This is a genomic window from Enterobacter sp. JBIWA005 (genome assembly GCF_019968805.1).
Taxonomy (GTDB): Bacteria; Pseudomonadota; Gammaproteobacteria; order Enterobacterales; family Enterobacteriaceae; genus Enterobacter; species Enterobacter vonholyi.
This window is the reverse complement of record NZ_CP074160.1, coordinates 113,927-133,856: the sequence shown is the minus strand read 5'-3', so window position 1 is coordinate 133,856 and position 19,930 is coordinate 113,927. Positions and strand designations below refer to the sequence as shown.

The 19,930-nt window shown below is 48.5% G+C and carries 16 protein-coding genes, 6 pseudogenes and 1 other annotated feature; of the genes and pseudogenes, 4 read left to right on the top strand and 18 right to left on the bottom strand.

The genetic code is table 11. The features are described 5' to 3' along the window. Positions 1-164: 164 nt before the first annotated feature. From KGP22_RS23030 to ccdA, 13 genes and pseudogenes are all read right to left on the bottom strand, one after another. Positions 165-680: a hypothetical protein gene (locus KGP22_RS23030; protein WP_223582567.1), complete on the bottom strand. Its 516-nt coding sequence runs from the start codon at positions 678-680 to the stop codon at positions 165-167. 85 nt (positions 681-765) lie between these two features. Continuing rightward, positions 766-1,374 (bottom strand): hypothetical protein, encoded by a 609-nt coding sequence (locus KGP22_RS23025; RefSeq protein WP_223582565.1) that lies wholly within the window; start codon positions 1,372-1,374, stop codon positions 766-768. A 385-nt stretch (positions 1,375-1,759) separates the two neighbouring features. Beyond that, positions 1,760-2,659: pseudogene (locus KGP22_RS23020) on the bottom strand (IS3 family transposase); the annotation flags it as partial. A gap of 21 nt (positions 2,660-2,680) precedes the next feature. Next, positions 2,681-3,895: pseudogene (locus KGP22_RS23015) on the bottom strand (IS110 family transposase); the annotation flags it as partial. A gap of 39 nt (positions 3,896-3,934) precedes the next feature. Further along, positions 3,935-5,473, bottom strand: coding sequence for an IS66 family transposase (locus tag KGP22_RS23010; RefSeq protein WP_223579781.1), 1,539 nt, complete (start codon positions 5,471-5,473; stop codon positions 3,935-3,937). Between the two features lie 49 nt (positions 5,474-5,522). Next, complete coding sequence (gene tnpB, locus KGP22_RS23005) at positions 5,523-5,870, bottom strand: IS66 family insertion sequence element accessory protein TnpB (RefSeq protein WP_073001021.1); 348 nt, start codon at positions 5,868-5,870, stop codon at positions 5,523-5,525. After that, positions 5,867-6,247, bottom strand: a complete 381-nt coding sequence (locus KGP22_RS23000) for a transposase (protein WP_073001090.1) — start codon at positions 6,245-6,247, stop codon at positions 5,867-5,869. The genes tnpB and KGP22_RS23000 overlap by 4 nt, the downstream gene beginning before the upstream one ends. A gap of 453 nt (positions 6,248-6,700) precedes the next feature. Next, positions 6,701-6,835 (bottom strand): annotated as a pseudogene (locus tag KGP22_RS22995) (IS3 family transposase); the annotation flags it as partial. Continuing rightward, positions 6,825-8,165 (bottom strand): IS110 family transposase, encoded by a 1,341-nt coding sequence (locus tag KGP22_RS22990; RefSeq protein WP_223582563.1) that lies wholly within the window; start codon positions 8,163-8,165, stop codon positions 6,825-6,827. The pseudogene KGP22_RS22995 and the gene KGP22_RS22990, both read right to left, overlap by 11 nt. A 229-nt stretch (positions 8,166-8,394) precedes the next feature. Beyond that, a pseudogene (locus KGP22_RS22985) lies at positions 8,395-8,637 on the bottom strand (transposase); the annotation flags it as partial. A gap of 441 nt (positions 8,638-9,078) precedes the next feature. Then, a complete protein-coding gene (locus tag KGP22_RS22980; protein WP_123061020.1) occupies positions 9,079-9,858 on the bottom strand; it encodes a site-specific integrase in 780 nt (259 codons plus the stop codon). 87 nt (positions 9,859-9,945) lie between these two features. Next, positions 9,946-10,251 carry a type II toxin-antitoxin system toxin CcdB gene (gene ccdB / locus KGP22_RS22975; protein ID WP_123061019.1) on the bottom strand — a complete coding sequence of 102 codons (306 nt, stop codon included), beginning with the start codon at positions 10,249-10,251 and terminating at the stop codon, positions 9,946-9,948. A 1-nt stretch (position 10,252) separates the two neighbouring features. Then, a complete protein-coding gene (gene ccdA, locus KGP22_RS22970) occupies positions 10,253-10,471 on the bottom strand; it encodes a type II toxin-antitoxin system antitoxin CcdA (protein ID WP_123061018.1) in 219 nt (72 codons plus the stop codon). Positions 10,472-11,097: 626 nt separating this feature from the next. Here ccdA and vapB point away from each other — a divergent pair. Together vapB and KGP22_RS22960 are read left to right on the top strand one after the other, a co-directional pair. After that, positions 11,098-11,328: a type II toxin-antitoxin system VapB family antitoxin gene (vapB, locus tag KGP22_RS22965; RefSeq protein ID WP_123061017.1), complete on the top strand. Its 231-nt coding sequence runs from the start codon at positions 11,098-11,100 to the stop codon at positions 11,326-11,328. Next, positions 11,325-11,735 (top strand): PIN domain-containing protein, encoded by a 411-nt coding sequence (locus tag KGP22_RS22960; RefSeq protein WP_123061016.1) that lies wholly within the window; start codon positions 11,325-11,327, stop codon positions 11,733-11,735. The genes vapB and KGP22_RS22960 overlap by 4 nt, the downstream gene beginning before the upstream one ends. A gap of 81 nt (positions 11,736-11,816) precedes the next feature. Here KGP22_RS22960 and KGP22_RS22955 read toward each other — a convergent pair. Together KGP22_RS22955 and KGP22_RS22950 are read right to left on the bottom strand one after the other, a co-directional pair. Then, positions 11,817-11,996 (bottom strand): annotated as a pseudogene (locus tag KGP22_RS22955) (IS110 family transposase); the annotation flags it as partial. A 65-nt stretch (positions 11,997-12,061) separates the two neighbouring features. Then, entirely contained in the window at positions 12,062-12,685 is a 624-nt protein-coding gene (locus tag KGP22_RS22950; protein WP_223540699.1) for a helix-turn-helix domain-containing protein, read from the bottom strand. A gap of 295 nt (positions 12,686-12,980) precedes the next feature. Between KGP22_RS22950 and KGP22_RS22945 the strand changes: the two genes are divergently transcribed. Further along, a protein-coding gene (locus KGP22_RS22945) for an IS3 family transposase (RefSeq protein WP_223582561.1) occupies positions 12,981-14,200 on the top strand; the annotation gives its coding sequence in 2 pieces (ribosomal slippage) (positions 12,981-13,275 and positions 13,275-14,200; 1,221 coding nt in all). Continuing rightward, positions 13,268-13,384: a sequence feature (AL1L pseudoknot), on the top strand. Its footprint overlaps the gene before it by 117 nt. A gap of 142 nt (positions 14,201-14,342) precedes the next feature. On the opposite strand, the pseudogene KGP22_RS22940 reads toward KGP22_RS22945, so the two are convergent. The 3 genes and pseudogenes from KGP22_RS22940 to KGP22_RS22930 form a co-directional block, all read right to left on the bottom strand. After that, a pseudogene (locus KGP22_RS22940) lies at positions 14,343-14,489 on the bottom strand (transposase); the annotation flags it as partial. A 424-nt stretch (positions 14,490-14,913) separates the two neighbouring features. Beyond that, positions 14,914-16,338 (bottom strand): lipopolysaccharide biosynthesis protein, encoded by a 1,425-nt coding sequence (locus KGP22_RS22935; protein ID WP_123061073.1) that lies wholly within the window; start codon positions 16,336-16,338, stop codon positions 14,914-14,916. 11 nt (positions 16,339-16,349) lie between these two features. Then, complete coding sequence (locus KGP22_RS22930) at positions 16,350-17,180, bottom strand: glycosyltransferase (RefSeq protein WP_123061072.1); 831 nt, start codon at positions 17,178-17,180, stop codon at positions 16,350-16,352. A 1,460-nt stretch (positions 17,181-18,640) separates the two neighbouring features. Here KGP22_RS22930 and KGP22_RS22925 point away from each other — a divergent pair. Beyond that, the gene (locus tag KGP22_RS22925; protein WP_123061070.1) at positions 18,641-19,627 is read left to right on the top strand and encodes a tyrosine-type recombinase/integrase; all 987 of its coding nucleotides are present in this window, start codon (positions 18,641-18,643) and stop codon (positions 19,625-19,627) included. Positions 19,628-19,930 lie beyond the last annotated feature (303 nt).

Genomic DNA, 19,930 nt, shown 5'->3' with positions numbered 1-19,930 from the left:
GTGCTGGCAAATGGTGTGCTCCAGCTGCGCGGCCAAACTCAAAAATGCTGGCGTAATTTCCTCTCCGGATGCGCAGCCAGTCGCAGAACTGCTGGCAGACTGTCCCGGTTACGTAACTCCCGCGCCACACTGGACGTTCAGGTTATTCTGTCCAGAAGTTATGATTACCGTTGCCATAACTTCAGGAATGAGGACTTTTTGTTTATTCTCTCGATTGCAGCCTTCTCTCGTCGTAGCTCATCATTGGCATTAGCCTGAAACTGACTCACAGCATCTTCAGCCGCCAACCTAACAGGTGCTTTTTCATCGCGATTTGCTGTTGCCATTAAGCAGGCTTGAGATACAGCAATGTAAGTATCAAAGGCCAGTTTTCTCATAATTTGGTTAGTGGACATTAGGGATACCGTTTCATGCAGCTTTGTATATTCAATATAATCTTCTCCATCAGGTCTGAATGGAAAAACCATATATTTCTGCAACATCATTCGTGAGCTTGATAAAAATTCAATGTAACGCCCAGCTTTCGCATCAAAATCTTTACGCCGCTGAATTAAGGCTTCTTTCCTTAACTCGTGCCGTTGAGATAATTTTAGCGTCAAATACCCGCCTAATATTGTTAGCATCGACCCAAGTCCAATTTTAACGGCATTATCAGCCACATCAACCCACTCAGTCACCATCTGCTATCTCGTATCTTCCTGTGATGATCATGGCTGTCATTATAAATCCCCACAGCGATTTCTGTCTAGGTATACGAGATTAGAATCAAGAACCTGCTGACTGATGCCCTGGTTTAAGGTATGGAGTAAACATCCCTTGAAAATCAGAGTGGAAGTGAGGGGTGATAAAGACATTTCCTTTGGCTTTTCTGGCTTCTTCTATACCAATCATCTTTGGACAGCCGTTCATGGAGTTATATTTCTGAATATTTTTATAAGTTGTCTCAGCACACCAGGCTTCATTTACAGAATTTATTATATTTATACTTAAAAACTCCAACTGCGGTTCAGTTTGACATTTTTCACATCGGTGATAGGGATACCAATAACTTCTCGTAACATTATAGAGTGTATAACCTTGCATATACGGAATGTAAGCCTTTAATACACGGCCTTTAAAATTTGCATTTTTCACTTCGACAGAAAGAAAATCATGTTGATTGGTGTAACTAATCCTGTAATCAGTTTGATCAGGTATGAATCCCTGACCATATTCCATCTCGGTTGTTTGACTGAAATCCATAATGATGTATCCATAGCCACTCATTGATTTGGCTTCATTGTAATCCAGTTCTTTATTCGTAATGCCAGAACATGCTACTAATAGACTCAATAAAAGAATAATAAAAGATAATCTTAATGATTTCTTTAACATTTGAATTTCCTTTTTAACACAATGTTTTTCTCTTTTAAATTAAAGTCAATGTATCATATAAACTGGTATGAGTGTTGGTTTGCGTAGAATTAATAGTTTACTTTTTTAACAGGATTTCCCGCGCTCCGGACACCATCACCGCACAGTTCGCCGTCCGGATCACTGCCGCCTGGTGTAATGCCGTTGCCAGCCTGGACGTTCTGGTTATTCTGTCCAGCTTAATGGCAGTGCGTGATCTATCCTGGTAGAATGGTCTTTGCTGTTGATAACAAATAGGAAAGTTGACTTATGGAATACTCAACAATCTCTGAAGCTTTAATTGGTGGTCTTGCTGGCGGCACCATCGCAGCCGGATTTATCTGGCTCTTGAATCGCCACGGATAATCTAGACACTTCCGAGCCGTTGATAATACTGGTTTTCATATTCTGTCGGTGACATCTGATCGCTAGAACCATGCCGACGCTTACTGTTATAAAACATTTCGATGTAATCAAAAATATCGCTGCGGGCTTCTTCCCGCGTTCCGTAGATCTTTTTCTTTATCCGTTCGCGTTTCAACAACTGGAAAAAGCTTTCTGCAACCGCATTATCATGGCAGTTACCGCGACGGCTCATGCTGCCCTCCAGGTCGTGTGATTTCAGGAACGACTGCCACTCATGGCTTGTGTACTGACTGCCCTGATCCGAATGAACCAGCACCTGTTTTTGGGGATTACGCCGCCATACAGCCATCAGCAGTGCGTTCAGGACAATGTCCTTTGTCATCCGGGATTGCATGGACCAGCCGATAATTTTGCGTGAGAACAGATCAACAACCACGGCAAGATACAGCCAGCCTTCGTGGGTCCTGATGTAGGTTATGTCCGTTACCCAACGCTCATCCGGAGCATCCGGATTGAACTGTCGCTGGAGCCTGTTAGGCGACACGATACTGGCCTCGCCTTTACGTGCCCGCGGGCTCCGGTATCCGACCTGAGCCTTTATCCCGACACATTTCATCAGTCGCCAGACTCTGTTCACTCCGCACTGTTGCCCGCTGTCCCGCAGATCCAGATGGATCTTGCGATAACCATAGACGCATCCCGACTCCAGCCAGAACTGTTTAATCTGTCCTGTCAGCATCTGGTCTGTCTGATGGCGCTGTGAATGCGGCTGCTGAAGCCAGGCGTAAAAGCCACTGGGATGAACATCCAGCACCCGACAGAGCAGGCGAACAGGCCAGCAACGGGCGTTGTCACGGATAAAGGCGTACCTCAGTCGGACAGCTTTGCGAAGTACGCCGCGGCTTCCTGAGAAACTCCCGATTCACACGCATAATTCAGGGTCTTGCTGGAGAGAGTAACCCAGTGATTTTGCTCTTCGTTTAAGTCCATCGAGTACGCGACTACGGTAGCGTTCTTCATAATAATCCGCGCCAGGATCGACATATTTCTGACCATATTTCAGGGCATTGTAGAACAGTATTGCCAGTTTTCTTGCCGTTGCAGTGACTGCTTTCGCTTTCCCTATACTGGATGATAATCGACGATAAAAAGCGCCCAACGCGGTATCGCTCCGGCCAATTGTTGTGGCTGCCAGCCTGAGTGCAGCAGCAATTCGACTGGATGAACGTCTCGTTTTCGAGGACAACACTTTTCCACCGGAGATCTTATTTCCCGGGGACAAACATAGCCACGAGGTAAAATGGCTCGCATCCGGCCAGCGATTCATGTCAGTACCGCATTCGGCAACGAATTTTAGTGCCAGATAAGGTCCAAACCCATGTATCTGTGTCAGATCTGCCCCAGTAATTTTCCAGAGTAACGGTCTGACATCAAAGGAAAGTTGATTGGGTTGCTTTGTACGATGTCTGGCGGAGGGCAATACTCCCTCAGGCTCTTTAATTCCGATACTGAGCTGCAATAATGAAGTTTCGATTTGATCATCACACTCGCGGATCTTTTCCTGGTAAAAATCGAAAAATGCAACCGACTGTTCAAGTGCAAAAAGATGCTCAGGCTGCCAGTTCCCTGTCAGGGCCTGCTGAAGCACTTCTGGCGTCTTCTTACATCTGACATCACGATACTGGATCAACATTGAAGGATCGCGCTCACCACTGACAATGGCTCTGACGATTGAAAGACCGGTAACGCCAGTGATATCCGATACGGCATGATGTAATTGCACATTCATCTGCATCAACGCCTTCTGCATATGCTGGATATGTGCAGCCCGGTATTCAGTCAGGCGTTCCCGTTGCCTCAAATAAGACCTGAGTACAGAAATGTCGTGTTCAGGTCTGAAGCTGGCCCGGAGAAGACCAAATGAATGCAGTTTCTGCAACCACTGGGCGTCGTTGACATCAGTCTTGCGACCAGGAACATTTTTTGCGTCTCTGGCATTTACGAGGATCACATTGAAACCCGCGGCTTCAAGGATCTCAAAAGCAGGCAACCAGTAAACGCCGGTGGACTCCATGGCGATGGTCGTAATGTGACAGGTTTTGAGCCAGTCAGACATCCGATGAAGGTCGCCGGTGAAACGTAAGCGTCCAGCGAGAACCGTATTGACGGGGATGTGTTATTCAGTTGGCAGTGCGACGCGCCAGGGGAGTAGTTCGCTGACCCGGTTTATCGGCCAGTCAGCAATGACGTCAAGGACATAACGGAGGTAGCTTTCTGGCTCCACGCCGTTCAGTTTGCACGTTCCGATCAGGCTGTACAGCAGCGCTCCCCGCTCACCACCATGGTCAGAGCCGAAGAACAGGAAGTTTTTACGACCCAGACTGACCGTCCGCAGGGCATTTTCAGCGATGTTGTTGTCTGCTTCGGCCCAGCCATCGTCCGCATAGTACGTCAGTGCCGGCCACTGGTTAAGTGCGTACGCGAACGCTTTTGTCAGTTCTGAGTGTCGCGACAGAGTCTTCATCTTTTCACGCAACCAGCTTTCCAGGGATCTCAACAGCGGTTTCGTTTTTCGCTGACGTTCAGCAAGCCGCTGCTCTGACGGCATTCCCCTTATATCCGCCTCTATGGCGTACAACTGACCGATCTGCCTCAGGGCTTCTTCCGTCAGGGCTGACGGGGTGCGGATGTGCACATCGTGGATCTTTCGGCGGGCATGAGCCCAGCAGGCGGCTTCCGTTATCCGGCCATTGCGGTACAGCTCGTTGAACCCGGCGTACGCATCTGCCTGCAACACACCGCTGAAGCCGGCAAGATGGGTCTGCGGATGGATGCCTTTTCTGTCCGGGCTGTAAGCGAACCACGCGGCAGGTGCCAGCTCTGACCCGGCATTGCGGTCATCACGAACATACGTCCACAACCGCCCGGTCTTCGTCTTCTTATTGCCCGGCAACAGCACCGGGACGGGCGTGTCATCGGCGTGGAGCTTGCCGTCAGTCAGCACATAGTTCCGAAGTGCCTCTTCCAGCGGTGACAGCAGCCGGCAACATGCATCCACCCAGCCCGACAGCAGTGAGCGACTCAGCTCCACACCCTGGCGGCCGTATATTTCAGACTGGCGATACAGCGGGGTGTGCTCTGCATACTTAGAGGTTAGTACGCGGGCCAGCAACCCCGGTCCTGCTATACCCCGTTCGATGGGCCGCGAAGGCGCGGGGGCCTGCACAATGGCATCGCACTGAGTACAGGCGTGTTTTTCGCGTACAGTCCGGATAACCCGGAAGGCACTGCGCATCATCTCCAGCTGTTCGGCGGCATCCTCACCCAGATAACTCAGCAAGCCACCACACTCCGGGCAGCAGGGTTCTGCGGGTAATAGCCGTTTTTCATCGCGGGGAAGTGATTCGGGGAACGGTCTGCGGGTGCGGGTCTGACGCAGCGGGCGCTGCACGGCCGGATCATCCACCCGCCCCGTCAGCGTATCGCTTTCTTTCTGAAGCCGGTTCAAGTCAGCTTCCATCTGTGCGATACGGCGGGATACCTTTTCGGAACGACTGCCGAAGTTCATTCGGCGGAGTTTATCCAGCTGCGCCTGCAGATGGTCTATTTCACGCTCCCGGTTGCTCAGCTTTTCCTGAAGGGCGTGGATCAACGCTTCCTGTTCGGCCAGGCGCTGTTTTAGCAGAAGGATATCGTCAGAAGAGGTGTCATTCATAGGCCCGTATTTTACCAGGCTTATTCTGCGACAACCAGGATAAAGAGGCCTACAGCATGGTCAGGGATGTCAGCAGCCGCTTTGGCTGTCTCCAGTCGATACCTTCCATCAGCATTGCCAGCTGCGCCGGTGTCAGGAACACTTTGCCATCGCGAGCTGACGGCCAGGCGAAGCGCCCGCGCTCCAGCCGTTTGGTCAGCAGGCACAGCCCGTCACCGGTAGACCACAGCAGTTTGATCTGACTGCCGCTTCGGCCCCGGAAGATGAAGACATGCCCGGACATCGGATCGTCTTTCAGCGTCATCTGCACCTTTGCGGCGAGGCCATTGAAGCCGTTACGCATGTCGGTGATACCGGCAACCAGCCAGATTTTGGTGCCTGTTGGTAACGGGATCACCGTTTGAGCTCCTGTATCAGCACGGTCAGGAGCTTTTCGCTGACAGTACCGTTGAGGCGGAGCGTTCCGTGCCGGAACGTTACCTCACAGCTGATACTGAGGGTTTCCGGGTCCTCTGCGAGTGGCTCTGACTGTACGGCAGCTGCATCGAGAGTCACAGGAAGTAGCTGAGGACTCTCTGAAGAAGGTAATAGCAGCTTTCCCTCACGCCATTGTTGACGCCATTTGAACAACAGATTGGCGTTAATGCCATTTTGAAGCGCCAGCTTTGAGATGGATATCCCGGGTTCGCAGGAGGCAGCAACGAGCTGCTGTTTAAACTCAGGAGAATAATTAGGGCAGCCTTTACGCCTGCCGGGAGTCATATTTTTCTGCATATCTGACACTTTGGTTCCCACTACTTATTTGGTGGACACCACTTTGTCGGATGCTTCAGATTATGACCAGACGGTTCACGCTGTACGCTTACGGTGAAACTTTGAAAAGTCCTGACTGGCTCGGCGTCAGCGTCAGGCGGTACGGCGACAACGTGAAATTCAGCGCCAATATCAACGCCCGCAGCATGAGAATGGACAATAGACATTCGGGAGGATTTTTTCATGGGAATCTCCTTGCTCATTTTTGATGAACGAAGGAGGGGACGACGGAGAAATCACCTTCCTGAACGGGATCAAAGTCACCACTGTCGGATCCGCCACAGTCCCTGAACCATGTTTTTTTACGGGGTCATACCACCAAAAGGCCGACGGCTGCTTCCTTCGCTAAATTAGTCTGCCAGCTTTTCCAGGGAGTTTCTGAGACTCAGGACGGGGTTTCACCCATGGACAGTTTTTTAATATGTCCCGTTCGTCGGTAACCCGCTTCAGCTCTTTCTGGAGACGGCGGATCTCGACCTGAGCATCTGACTGTTCTTTATGAGTGGATGAGTTCGGGCCGTCCTGAGAAACTCCCGATTCACACGCATAATTCAGGGTCTTGCTGGAGAGAGTAACCCAGTGATTTTGCTCTTCGTTTAAGTCCATCGAGTACGCGACTACGGTAGCGTTCTTCATAATAATCCGCGCCAGGATCGACATATTTCTGACCATATTTCAGGGCATTGTAGAACAGTATTGCCAGTTTTCTTGCCGTTGCAGTGACTGCTTTCGCTTTCCCTATACTGGATGATAATCGACGATAAAAAGCGCCCAACGCGGTATCGCTCCGGCCAATTGTTGTGGCTGCCAGCCTGAGTGCAGCAGCAATTCGACTGGATGAACGTCTCGTTTTCGAGGACAACACTTTTCCACCGGAGATCTTATTTCCCGGGGACAAACATAGCCACGAGGTAAAATGGCTCGCATCCGGCCAGCGATTCATGTCAGTACCGCATTCGGCAACGAATTTTAGTGCCAGATAAGGTCCAAACCCATGTATCTGTGTCAGATCTGCCCCAGTAATTTTCCAGAGTAACGGTCTGACATCAAAGGAAAGTTGATTGGGTTGCTTTGTACGATGTCTGGCGGAGGGCAATACTCCCTCAGGCTCTTTAATTCCGATACTGAGCTGCAATAATGAAGTTTCGATTTGATCATCACACTCGCGGATCTTTTCCTGGTAAAAATCGAAAAATGCAACCGACTGTTCAAGTGCAAAAAGATGCTCAGGCTGCCAGTTCCCTGTCAGGGCCTGCTGAAGCACTTCTGGCGTCTTCTTACATCTGACATCACGATACTGGATCAACATTGAAGGATCGCGCTCACCACTGACAATGGCTCTGACGATTGAAAGACCGGTAACGCCAGTGATATCCGATACGGCATGATGTAATTGCACATTCATCTGCATCAACGCCTTCTGCATATGCTGGATATGTGCAGCCCGGTATTCAGTCAGGCGTTCCCGTTGCCTCAAATAAGACCTGAGTACAGAAATGTCGTGTTCAGGTCTGAAGCTGGCCCGGAGAAGACCAAATGAATGCAGTTTCTGCAACCACTGGGCGTCGTTGACATCAGTCTTGCGACCAGGAACATTTTTTGCGTCTCTGGCATTTACGAGGATCACATTGAAACCCGCGGCTTCAAGGATCTCAAAAGCAGGCAACCAGTAAACGCCGGTGGACTCCATGGCGATGGTCGTAATGTGACAGGTTTTGAGCCAGTCAGACATCCGATGAAGGTCGCCGGTGAAACTTTGAAAAGTCCTGACTGGCTCGGCGTCAGCGTCAGGCGGTACGGCGACAACGTGAAATTCAGCGCCAATATCAACGCCCGCAGCATGAGAATGGACAATAGACATTCGGGAGGATTTTTTCATGGGAATCTCCTTGCTCATTTTTGATGAACGAAGGAGGGGACGACGGAGAAATCACCTTCCTGAACGGGATCAAAGTCACCACTGTCGGATCCGCCACAGTCCCTGAACCATGTTTTTTTACGGGGTCATACCACCAAAAGGCCGACGGCTGCTTCCTTCGCTAAATTAGTCTGCCAGCTTTTCCAGGGAGTTTCTGAGACTCAGGACGGGGTTTCACCCATGGACAGTTTTTTAATATGTCCCGTTCGTCGGTAACCCGCTTCAGCTCTTTCTGGAGACGGCGGATCTCGACCTGAGCATCTGACTGTTCTTTATGAGTGGATGAGTTCGGGCCGTACTTCTTTATCCAGGCGTAAAGGCTGTGGGTGGTGATATCGAGACGTATTGCAACGCTGGAAACAGAATGACCGCGATCAACAACCTGTTTGACTGCTTCAATTTTAAACTCTTCGGGATAACGCTTACCGCTCATGGGCACCTCTCTTTAAGTCATCTTAAATGACTCTGAGGTGTCTGTTAAACCCGTGGCGATTCAAGACTGACAGCACGGGATATAGCCTAAGTTGGACATTCTGCAAATTCAGTCCAGTTCTCTCAGTGCCTCACTCCGCCATCGTCAATCCTCCACATAGAATGTACAAAAAATGCTATTCATTCTGGACATTGCGGCACTATCGGAAAAAGTGTCCAAAAAATATTTCTGGTGATCGTATTTATTTTTGTTGATCTGTTTCCGAAACCGTGAGTCTGTTCAGAACTTGCTTCTGAACAGGCGAAGGGTTGGACAAGCCCGGCGGGCGCGTCAGCCTGTCACACTGGGGTATACCCGTATTCAACCACTAAAACTGACTGATGTTGCGGCATGCCGCGTGCCAGGTAACCAGCCCTGAGTGACCGGGGTCAGAATGACCACTTATATGTTCCCTTTGAGTATGGCCACCGCATCGGCCCCGGGCATCTGGAACTGTACGCGATGACGCGCCGCCACATCGAGCGCAAACACCTTCGTGTACACCTCCGTCGAACTGATGCTCTTGTGCCCCATTAAACTCTGCAGCACCTTCAGCGGAATGCCGGCATACAGCATGTGCATGGCGTAGGAATGGCGGAACGTGTGCGGTGTCACCGGCACGGAGAACGTCACCCCGTCGGCCGCCGCAGCCTCCACCGCTTCACTGAGCCAGGTGCGGACGGTCCGGTCAGTGATCTCCCAGATACGCGCCTTCCCGGTTCTGCCGCTTCGCTTGTTGCGTCGTTCAAGGGGAATTTTCAGCGTGGCCACCATCATCTCCAGCTGGCTGACATACTGCGGATCGGAGAGCGGCACCAGACGGTGAATCTGGCTACCTGCGGGAGTGCGGCCGGCCGTTCGGGCGGCTTTTTCGGAACGTTGTTTGAGTGTGGCCAGCTGCACAAACGGCCAGGGTGGCACCAGGGAAAAATCTCCTCTCGTCAGCGCCAGCGCTTCGTTAATACGCGCCCCCGTATTCCAGAGGGTTGCCAGCAGCATCTTGCGGTGCAAATCGGGCACGTAGTGAAGCAGGGCGCTCACCTCCGGTGCCAGCAGGTATTTTGGCAGTTCGTTATGAACGAGGGCCATCTGGCGCAGTGCCAGTGCGGCAGGGTAGTCAATGGCAACCGGTAAATGAACGGGCTGAGCCGCGAAATGCAGCGCAGGCAGGTTGCTGCTCATCCTGGTCTTCGCTCTCCTGAACGATCGCGCCCGTCAGGTTCGACCGGGGCAGACGTTTCCGTCAGTCCTGCTGAATGGTGCCGCATTCTATACCCCCCAGAACATCAGGTTAATCGCGTTCTTGATCTCATTCTCCCTGTGGCTGAGATCGGCCACCTCCTCGCCGGTAACGGCTGCGGTGACGCTGGCCATATCAGTGGTCATCAGCCGGTAGCTGTCGTCCCCGATGTGCACCACCGGATAGAGTTCGCGGGAGACCTTGTCCGACAGCAGGCGGGCACTGGCCAGCGGGATCACCATTCGCCGTCCCGGGGTATCAACAATATCACTCTGCACATCCACGAACAGACGGTAGCGACTCTCTCTTTTATATGTGTAAACCCTGAACTGCATATCACCAGTCCCTGTTTTCGTCGGCAAACGAGCCGTTCGTTTCGATAAACCGGGCAACCTCAGCCATCCCTTCCTGGTTTTCAGTCTGCCAGCGTTCTGCACGAAGACGTCGGGCTTCGTTCTGCATGGCGGTATTCACCAGACCCGAGATATTGACGTCCGCGGATTTCAGTAACCGGTAACTGTCGCTGTCTATGGTGACAGTTATACGCTGCTTCATAATAAGCCCTCACTTGCATACTTCAGGTATGATTAACAGTATAGCTTACCGGTTTGCTTTTTACAGGCGTTACTGATACATACCATTACATCGCTATTGGTTTACAACGGTTATATTCACTGTCTGAAAAATATCTTACATTATAATAAGCAGCCATACAGCCACGAAGATAAATTACCGGATGGCCGTTCCGGCTGGATCCAATTTTTACGGTATAGCGCAGTTTCCGGAAGTGTACCACGGCGGGGAAATAAGCAAAGCGGCGTTTTCTGCTGCAGCGCGCCGGGTCACGGAACGGGGGCAAAACACAATATATAGAAGAAATATCAGCTGACGGAGTGGCACATGTTGTGTTTGCTGGCCACAGCACCCCGGTGGCAGGAATGAAGATCCGGAACTGGTAATTTTCGGATCTGTGGTGAAAAAGAGAGTGGAAAGGATAGGTCAAGCATATCCATATGCCATGCATCTGCATAGGCCAGGCATACGCATATGCTTACCATCTGTATATGTTACATCTATACATATGCTCAACATCTGCATATACTGAACATATGCACACGCCCGGTGCAATCAACCTCATTCCGGATATGCATCATATATCCGTACTTACCCGGGAGAGAATCATGAGAACCGTATCCATTTTTAAAAACGGCAATAACCGCGCCATCCGTCTGCCCCGCGATCTGGATTTTGAGGGCGTCAGCGAGCTGGTGATTGTCCGGGAAGGAGACAGCATCATTCTGCGTCCCGTCCGGCCGACCTGGGGCTCGTTCGCGCAGTTCGAAAAAGCCGATCCGGACTTTATGGCGGAGCGCGGGGACGTTGTCAGCGACGAAGGGCGATTTAACCTGTGAACAAGACCTATATGCTCGACACGAACATCTGCTCATTCATCATGCGCGAACAGCCGGAAGCGGTGCTGAAGCGCCTGGAGCAGGCGGTGCTGCGCGGTCACCGTATCGTGGTCTCGGCCATCACCTGGTCTGAGATTTCATTCGCCGCCCGGGCTGCAGGGCCGGTCACGCAGCAGCTGGCTGAAGCGTTCTGCGCCCGCCTCGATGCCATCCTGCCCTGGGATCGCGCCGCGGTGGATGCGACCACGGAGGTAAAGGTGGCGCTGCGCCTCGCCGGGACGCCGCCAGGCCCGAACGACACGGCGATAGCCGGGCACGCCATCGCCGCCGGCGCGGTGCTGGTGACGAGGATCGGGGGAGAGTTTGAACGGGTACCGGGGTTAATGCTTGAAGACTGGGTGAAATAAGTAAGAAACGATTAAGGGAACAGGCAAAAGTGACTGAACTACATCCACAATCTCTGGATTCAATGGATTAATCTGAAGTGGTCAACAAAAACTGGCCACAGCTTTAGAGTTTTTCCAGTATCGGTTTTCCGATTCGTTTGGTGGTAACCCACCGTTATATTCATGCGGTCTGAGCGCGCTGTAATATCCAACGATATAGTCCGTTATTGCGTGAGCTGCATCGCTGAAGCTTACGTAGCCTGTCACTGGCATCCATTCGTTCAGAAAATAAGGGGGATTTTGCCAGCCCCCCTTAATGCAACAGAAACCCCGGGATTGCCGGAACATCAGTAATTCGCCGGAAGTGACTTTTTATCCATCAGCCTTCCCCTGCGCATTGTAATATATCCGCCGGTGCTGAGCTCCTTCAGAATTTTGTTCAGTGAACTGCGTGAGACGGTCGTCCGGCTAAGAATGAACTCAAAGGCTGAAAACCTGCTGCGCTGCTCTTCATCCATTTCCCACAGCATTTCAAGGTGCTGTCTGACAATCCCGTAGACGTTTCGCGATGCGAATGCTTCATCGCGAATGTAGCATTTATTTACCACATCCACACAAAGTGTGAAGGCCTCCTGCCAGAGTGATTGCTCTTCGATAAGGCGCAGCGCGCGTTCCTGCCTTACTGCCATGAGCTCCGCCGGTCTGGTGGTTCTGAGATAATGAAAGATCGTATCCTTCTCCCGGAGGGTCAGTCCGGTGACGGCGGGGGCTTTGACGTAAGCCACGACGGTATCGTCTGACAGCCTGCGGACCTCTGCTTCACCCGCGCACAGACAGTACACGTACTGCGTCTCTTTCTGACGAAATGGTATGGTCTGCTTTTCGCCGGCGACAACCCTGTGAAAACAGTCAGCGCTCTCAATATTGTCAATGATACGTTCTGCAGCAAGCTGTGCGGATATACTGGTCATCATCATTCCGTGTAAAAATACCCATTAATTTAGTGTGGTAAAGGTGTTAACGGAGTTTAATATAGGCGAATTATGATATTATTTTGTATCAGTGATTGTGGAATATTGAAGCTGTGACTGGTATCAAAAAATTCAGCAAGCGTTTGACATTATTCCTGTGGTCCTGACCGGCCTGCCACCTCCGGACAGCTTTTTTCGCTTAAGTTGACGATCACCGCATCCGCCGGTATATCACTTAACTGAACCGCACCGGGTTTCCGGGAGACTAAACTCTCAGTGAAAAAGGAGATCCGACATGGCATCAAAATCAGCAAACCGTTACTCCCCGGAATTTCGTGAACGGGCAGTCAGAATGTTGCTGGACCAGCGTGATGAGTACCGTTCTGAACACGCGGCTATCCATTCTCTTGCCCCTAAAATAGGCTGCAGCACCGACACCCTGCGCACCTGGCTTCGTCAGCATGAGCGGGATGCAGGCGGAGGTGACGGTGGACTTTCCACCTCTGAGCGCGAACGTCTCAAGGAGCTGGAGCGGGAAGTCCGGGAACTGCGGCGCAGCAACGATATCCTGCGGCAGGCTTCCGCTTATTTTGCGAAGGCGGAGTTCGACCGTCTGTGGAAAAAATAATACCGCTGCTGGATACCCTCAGCAGGAGCCACGGGGTCGGACCGGTATGCCATGAGCTGGATATCGCCCCGTCGACATATTACCGGCACCAGGAGCAGCGTCAGCATCCGGAGAAGCGTAGCCTGCGGCAGCAACGTGACGACCAGCTGAAAGTGGAGATACAGCGCGTGTACGACGAAAACTACAGCGTCTATGGTGTTCGCAAGGTCTGGCGTCAGTTGCAGCGGGAAGGCTTCAGCGTGGCCAGATGCACCATCGCGCGGCTGATGAAGGCTATGGGGCTGGCCGGTGTGCTCCGTGGTAAAAAAGTGCGCACGACAGTCGGTCGTAAAACGCAGGCCGCTCATGACAGGGTCAATCGCCAGTTCGTCGCTGCCCGTCCCAACCAGCTTTGGGTGGCAGATTTTACGTATGCCAGCACCTGGCAGGGCTTCGCGTACGTGGCGTTCATCATCGATGTGTTCGCCGGCGTCATCGTGGGCTGGCAGGTGTCATCCTCGATGGAGACGACATTCGTGCTGGATGCGCTGGAGCAGGCGCTGTGGGCCCGTCGTCCGTCAGGCACAATCCATCACAGCGATAAGGGATCGCAATATGTGTCGCTGGCGTACACGCAGCGGCTACAGGAGGCGGAACTGCTGGCCTCAACGGGCAGCACGGGGGACTCCTACGACAATGCAATGGCGGAGAGCATCAATGGCCTGTACAAAGCGGAGGTGATACACCGACAGAGCTGGAAAAACCGTACGGAGGTTGAGCTGGCGACGCTGACATGGGTGGAGTGGTACAACAATCGTCGGCTCCTTGGGCGACTCGGCCACATACCACCTGCTGAAGCAGAAAAAGCGTATTATGCTTCCATCGGAGAAAAGGCTCTGGCAGCCTGAGTTCCCGGACTAAACTCTCTCCCACAAAACCGGGGCGGTTCACAAGCGTCACGGGGATTAACAACGGGGGCCTGGGTTCATATTCAGATGGTAGTTTTACTTTCCCTTGTCGCCATTGCTGGCGCCATTTAAACAACAGGTTGGCATTAATGCCGTTGTCCAGCGTCAGCCTGGAGATTGAAACACCAGGCTCAAATGATGCCTCGATCAGACGTTGTTCAAACACTGGCGGATAATTAGTGCAGCCCTTAGGTCTGCCGGGTGTAGCTCGCTTCTGTAAATCTGACATTTTTGGCACCCACTATTTTTAGTGGTGGATATTTTGTCGAATACGTCAGATATCAGTCCAGACGGCACAGACTGATCGCTTACCATCATGCGGCTGGATTGCCAGGCTGGTAAGAAGGGTTAACACATGTGAACTGTTAATAAACGCCGTTATCGGCAACAGGGCAAAGATGCTGAAAGACCTGAACCAAAAGGGTACGAGATCTGGTTGCTCCACAGGGCCACCCGGAGCACATAGGCACAGAGATCTCCGGTGAATAGACGGAACCCACCCTGACCTTTTTTATGCCCTGCTACCCGGACCGGGCACCGCTGGGTCGGTAAAAAGGGCGTGGAGAGCGGTATCATCTGCGCACTGTGAGTTTTCTTTCGACTGAACATCCGCTCCTGATAAGAAACAGTTATTTTAGGTTACAATAAATAATCTATGATAAGTAATTAATGCGAATTTTTTGCAATAAAAAGGGTTCTGTTATGATTAACAAAATAATATATACTGTAAACCCAACCGACACCTTAGAAATAAAAAGACACAACAGCGATAGGTTAAATAAGCTTAAAACCCACCCGCTAGCTATTATAATAAAAAACATTGCGATAGAACACAGATACGGTTTGTATATACTAACCATTAATTCAATCATACCACCATTTAATATTTTAATAGCCATAATCATGTTTGGAATAAACATGATTATGTTTGCCAGCAAATATAACCGTGCTAATGTCTCTATATCATAGAACACCCCAACTACAAAAGAACCTACCTGGAGCGTTGCATTAAAGATTGAAATATAAAATAACAAATCGGTCCTTCCTCTTGACATGAAAACAGCGCCCGTAGAACTTACCATCGCTTGTAAAATACCAACAATTGATAACCAAGTTAATAATTTTGGTAAAATACTCCACTGGTTACCAAAAAAAATAATTACAAACTCATTGCTTACTGCTGATAAACCCAGCATCATTGCCGGAACTATTAATGAAATAGCCTTAATGGTTTTTAGATAGATCCTGAAAGAATCATTTGGTGATGATTGCAATCTACTTAAAATGGGATAGAGAGACCTAGTTAAGACAGATGTTATATTTTGCACTGGGAATAACATCAATCTATATGCTAATGAGTACTCACCTAATATCGATGTGGGGAAGAACTTCCCAATAATCAGTTGGTCACTATTTCTAGAGAAATAGTTAATGAAATTAAAAAAAACCAAATTTGAACTAAATCTGAATGTCGACTTAATGTTATCTGTATTAAATGTAAAAGAAGGCTTCCATCCCGATAAGATATAAAATGAGATTGAGGTAAAAATAGAAAAACTAATTGCTTGATATACCAAGCTATAAACACCATAACTATTAACCGCAAAATAAACACCAATTATAAGTGAAGATATTGATGAGAGAGATTCTATAAAAGCTATTTTTTTAAACATTGATCCTCTTTCAAGAAGTGCTAAGTGTACGGATGTGACACTATTAAATATAAAAGATAGTGTAATTAATTTTATGGTGTACTCAAGTTTTTCCTGCTCAAAGAAAATAGATATAAAATGAGCCGAAGCATAAAATAAAATAGCCAATGCAAACCCAACAACCACATTCATTATGAAGACAGAACTTTTGAATGTCTCATCTATTTCTTCTTTTTGAATTATGGCTGCTGAAGATCCCATATCTCTAAGAATATTAACAAAATTAACCACAACTAATGTGATTGACATTAACCCTATCTCCTGTGGTGTGAGATATCTTGCAAAGACAACCAAGCCAAGTAATTGACAAATAACCTTAACACATTGAGATATTGAAACCCATCGCACATTATTTAAAAAATTCATTTATCACCTTGTTAAAAATTAATATCTCTGAAATAAGAATGAACTTTTTGTATTGATAAATCATTGTTTGTCTTTTGCATGCCAAAATATGAAAGGATTTTTTGGTAGAGCATATTGCCTAATTTAAATATGATATTATTTCTCCTGAATTGGAATGTGTTTTGCACGCTGAGGGGATTATTCCTGTGCATTATCTCCTGTACATAATTTAGTGCATCCGGACAAGCCTCAACTTTTGCATTTGATAATTCTAATATTTTACTTATCCAGATGTCATCTGTCGTTGGGGCTAAGGATATATATCCCTTATTTGTTAAAAGAGATTCTTTTATCATCTTTTTAGTTAGAACACACCCGCCGACGCCAGTAATAATATAACCATGGTTTAAGATTTTCTTTTCTAGACAAATATCATATTGACTATAAGACTGCAGTGTTCCTATGATATTTCTCTTTGTTACTCTAATTCTCGAAGCGATTGCTATCCTTTCTTCATTAGAATAAAATGCATTCAGTAATGTATCTAACCATAACTCTCCATAAATAACATCATCATCAGCGTAAACAAGTACATCAGACGGGGCCGCCTCTATTAATGCGTTTATTATCTTCCTGTAAGGTCCTGTATTTTCAACAAACTTAACATCAATAATATTTGCTATTTTATTAAAGTTGTATACCCATTCAGGAATATCTTTTATTCCATCATCTGATAGATATGCCTCTTTAGATATCCATAATACAATTTTATCTGGCTTCTTTTTTTGATTGATCAATGACCATACCGTTGCACTACAAAGCCCAAGCCGTGAAGATGTTGTTGTTAGGTTTATAGAAATCATAATAAACTCTTTTCATAGTTAAGTGATGTGCTAAAGAGCAGCTTCATAAAAATGGATTTTGAATATATTACATCGATTTATATGGCACAATTGCAAACTTATAGATGAAATAGTATTTCACATTTAGGAGATGTTCGTAAATTTAAAAAGATCTGCATTTACGCAGAAGATAACCATAATAAGAAGGTGTGTCCTGATTTTACGCACTAATCCCTTTGATTGTTGCGCATGCTGTATTTATAAATTTGAATTCCCGCGTGGTATACCAATTTTAGCTTTCCATGATCGCACTCAATGACGTTATTAAATACTTATTCTATCTATTGGCTCACGATAGCTAATACAACATTTTTATAACCAGTTTATTACTCACTGGATAATACCAAACTGGAAAATTCCGTCCTTAGAGTGGGTTCATGTGATTCTCAAGCGGCACTAAGTCACTTGTCATCAGTATCCCGATAAGAGTAGTCGATATATTTAACTACATCCATAGAATGGCGTTCTTTAAGATAAAACCATACGCATAAAATTGCAACAAACATAATTGTTGCCAAAAATAGAATTAAAAACCACATTATCTTCACCCTTCTATGAAAAAAATGTTAATGTTCGGCCATGCTTAATATTTCAAATAATATATCAGGCATCAAGTGTTTAATGCAAGTAAGCAGGAGCCATATAAGATTTGGCGGGTAGATGTAAAGTTCACAATTTTGAAATTGCAACCTTTTCAGCCTTAGAGTGAAGTGGTTGATTTTAAAGAAATATTTATCTCAAAAGTTACAATATAAGCCAGCATCTTCCTATATTATTTTAATTTACCTATAGTTATGTTTATTTTTGCATCTTTGGGTGATTGGAAAATATTTTGATATTGTTGCAAAGAGCATCATCTCTGATGAACTTTGTGCTCTGAATAGCCACAGGTTTAACAGACACCTCAGAGTCATTTAAGATGGCTTTAAGAGAGGTGCCCATGAACGGTAAGCGTTATCCCGAAGAGTTTAAAATTGAAGCAGTCAAACAGGTTGTTATTCAGCCCATACCTGGCTGGATATACGGGCCGGAGGTCAAGATAAAAGGTCCCGATTAGCTCAGATAGCTCAGAGACGAGCCTGAGTATGACGATATCCGTTAAAGCGGCCCCGAAAAGAAAGGATTTGCCCCTGCTGCAAATCAAGAGGTCGGTGAACCCAGCGGTTCTTATTAGAAAACACGCAGAGCTATACCTTCAGCATAACGATTCAGTTACTTTATAAATGCTTCGTTGTTTCACTGCGTAATTTAAAACCACATCACATTTGACCCATTTCAGTTATGTAGTTTTTATATTACGATTCTATTTATTAAAATATACGTTTGAAAAAGTAGACTCTCTGCTGTACGCTTTGGTGTATAACTTTTCCCCGATTTTTCACGCAGCGCGCCGGAGGTTTTCCGGCCCGGACGGAGCCGAAATGACCCTGATGCCCGATGACGAACCGGATCTGAGTCTGTCCGCAGCGGTCATTCCACCTGGTGAGGCGTTTTTGCCGGCGCTGGCCGGTGAAAATGCTCCGGTCAGCCCGGCGCGGGCATACCTGCTTTCCCTTAATTCCCCCCGCAGCCGGCAGACCATGGCCTCGTTCCTGAACATCGTTGCCGGCATGCTCGGAACCCCGTCTCTCGAGTCCTGCTGCTGGGGCAGCCTGCGGCGCTATCACGTGATGGCCGTGACCGAACTGCTGCGCGACACCGGCCGGGCCACCGCCACCGTCAATACCTACCTTTCTGCACTGAAAGGGGTGGCAAAGGAAGCCTGGATGCTCCGACTGATGGACGTCGAGAGTTTCCAGCACATCCGGGCGGTGCGTAACCTGCGCGGTAGCCGTCTTCCGCGCGGCAGGGCCCTGCCACCGGAGGAGATCCGTTCTCTGTTTTCTGCCTGCGAGGCCGATGATTCCAGTATCGGTATCCGCGATGCGGCGATACTTGCCGTCATTCTCGGCTGCGGCCTGCGCCGTTCGGAGGTCGTGGGGCTGGATTTGAGTGACGTTGTCACAGATGAACGGGCACTCCGGGTACTGGGTAAGGGAAACAAGGAAAGGCTGGCCTACATGCCGGCCGGCACCTGGCAGCGGCTCAGAACGTGGATCGATGACGTCCGGGGGGAAAAAGACGGGCCGCTGTTCACCCGTATCCGCCGCTTTGACACCCTGACCAACGACCGGCTGACCGACCAGGCGGTGTACCATGTCCTGCAGGTCCGCCAGCATCAGGCAGGCATTGCTAAATGCGCCCCGCACGATTTGAGGAGAACCTTTGCCACGGCCATGCTGGATAACGGCGAAGACCTGATTACCGTTAAGGATGCCATGGGCCACGCCAGTGTCACCACCACTCAACAGTACGACCGCCGCGGTGAAGCGCGTCTTCGCAAGGCCAGAGATCGTTTAAAAATCTAACCGTCATCCATAAGGTATATAAATGCTTTTGTATCATTACAGTGACCAAAATGGTTTTATTGGAATTACTATTCCGCGCAGCTATTTAGCCAAATGACTTCTGTGTGTAAATTAAGTAAAAAAAACATATAAAAATACACCATTATAATAATAAGTTTCCATTATAATGAAAAGGTTGGATTACATCATTATTTGTTTCACATTTTTTTTTGCCCGTTCATACGGGCTTTTTCTATATGACGTTATATTATATCTCACATGAAATTGGCTTTCTCTAAAGCCTCGCATGTTAGACGCCTGAAG